The 1,881-nt window shown below is 59.9% G+C and carries 2 protein-coding genes and 1 pseudogene; 2 read left to right on the top strand and 1 reads right to left on the bottom strand.

The genetic code is table 11. The annotated features are described in order from the left end of the window. Positions 1-280, bottom strand: a pseudogene (locus NKI52_RS32605) (hypothetical protein); the annotation flags it as partial. Positions 281-504: 224 nt separating this feature from the next. Here NKI52_RS32605 and NKI52_RS32600 point away from each other — a divergent pair. Then, on the top strand, positions 505-789 hold the full coding sequence (locus NKI52_RS32600; RefSeq protein ID WP_352700864.1) for a hypothetical protein: 285 nt from the start codon (positions 505-507) through the stop codon (positions 787-789). 221 nt (positions 790-1,010) lie between these two features. Next, positions 1,011-1,881 (top strand): ABC transporter substrate-binding protein (locus NKI52_RS32595; protein WP_352700863.1); only part of this gene is annotated, 871 nt, incomplete at its 3' end.

Below are 1,881 nucleotides of genomic sequence, written 5' to 3'. Positions count from 1 at the left end.
AAGTGTCGTCCCGGTTGTCGCGAAGGCCATAGCCCTCGTCAAAGATCATTTTGCCGCCATGCACCACCGCCACGGCGAAGCCGGGGACGTCGGATGCTTCCTTGACTTTCTTGACGATGTCCGGCAGCGCGGCCAGCGCCTTCTCGACACCGCCGGGATACAGCTGCATAGCATCCTGCGGCGGCGATGGCCCAAGCTCCGGCAGGCAGGACTGCGCGGCTGCCACGGCGGGCAGCATGGTAACGAGGGAAAGTACCAGGAGAGCAGCGACCTTCTTCATTGCATGTCCTCAAACTTGCACCGGCAGATGATCGGACCATACGCGGCAAGATGAAAGATGGTTGCGGCTATTTTCCAATGAAATGTTTAAGTTCAAAGATCAGACAGAGACGGCGGCTGCGTGTGATGTGATTTCGGAGTGGTGAAGTATCCGTGTTACCTACGTGCCCGGCAATTGGATGGGATTGGGCGGGAGAACGTCAACTTTCTAAGCCCGAGCGGCAAATGGCATCCGATCACGAGTTGTTCGCCAACGGGCTGGCGGCCAACCAGAAAGTCATCGAAGCCAGCTATATGGCCCATCGCGAGGCAAATGGCCTGTACCTAGGGGTCCTAATGGCCGAGGGGCCGGGACGCGAGGCGGACAATCCGCTCACCAACAGACAGAGCCGCTTGCCGCTCGTTCAATTTTGGGCCGATGCAGGCCGCATTAGACTCGAAGTGGCATTCGCAACCGCGGAAGCGGTCTCCCTGACAGCGAGGCGCTGGCGTGACGTTTGGCGCGAGTAAGTTTTGCGCTCGCAGCCAACACAAATTGGGCGTATCGTGGCATATCGTCGGTTGCTAATAAATGAGCCGGCGACTGAGAGCGCAAGACTCCCGCAGCGGACTGGGCGCGCTAGAATCCACAACTACTCGTCGCGCCCACGAGACCATCTGCCTCTGCCGGAACCTCTTTTGCTCGGTTCCGGCCAGAATTGTCGTTTGCGATTCGGAAGAGGAGCGTTCGGATGCAGATCATGCAAACCCGCCGCCGATTCCTGGCCGGCGCTGCAATGGCGGGCGCTGCCGGCATTGTCGGTCTTCCGGAGTCACTCCACGCGGAGCCGTCGCTGGAAACAACGACGGTTCGTCTGCCGCGGTGGGTTGGTGGTTCCTACTGCTGGGCCGGCGCGTACATCGCCGGAGAACTGATGCGCGCAGATGGCTTCACCGACGTTCGCTACGTGGAAGCCGACAGAAGCGTCGACCAATCGGAATGGATCGCACGCGGTGAGACCGATTTCTCTGTGAATTTTCCGCCGAATCAGATCGCGTCGATCGATGCCGGCGTGCCGATCAAGGTGCTAACCGGGTTGCACTCGGGATGCCTCGAACTGATCGCCAAGGAGAGCATCCGCAGCGTCGCGGATCTGCGGGGCAAGAGGGTGGGCGTGGATGGTTTCAATAACTCGCGACACGTGTGGCTGACTCTCATGTCCGCTTATGTCGGGCTCGATCCCGTGAACGATATCCAATGGGTCCTGACTGAAGATGCCACCCCGACGGAGCTCTTCGTCCAAGGAAAGATCGATGCATTCCTCGGCACGCCGCCCCAGCCGCAGGAGCTGCGCGCCAAGAAGATCGGCCACACGATACTCAACAATGCCGTCGACCGCCCATGGTCACAGTATTTCTGCTGCATGATCTCCGCGACAACGGACTACGTGAACAGGTACCCGGTGGCGACCAAGCGGGTCTTGCGATCCATCCTCAAGGCGGCTGACCTCTGTGTGTCGAATCCGCAGAGGGTGGCCCGGCAGATGGTCGATCGCGATTTCGTCCCATCGTATGACTACGCGCTCCAAACGCTGAAGGATATCCGGTACGACCGGTGGCGGG

It is taken from the genome of Mesorhizobium sp. M0590 (assembly GCF_040320905.1).
Lineage (GTDB): Bacteria > Pseudomonadota > Alphaproteobacteria > Rhizobiales > Rhizobiaceae > Mesorhizobium.
The sequence above is the reverse complement of the archived record's forward strand: the minus strand, read 5'-3'. Positions and strand labels throughout refer to the sequence as shown.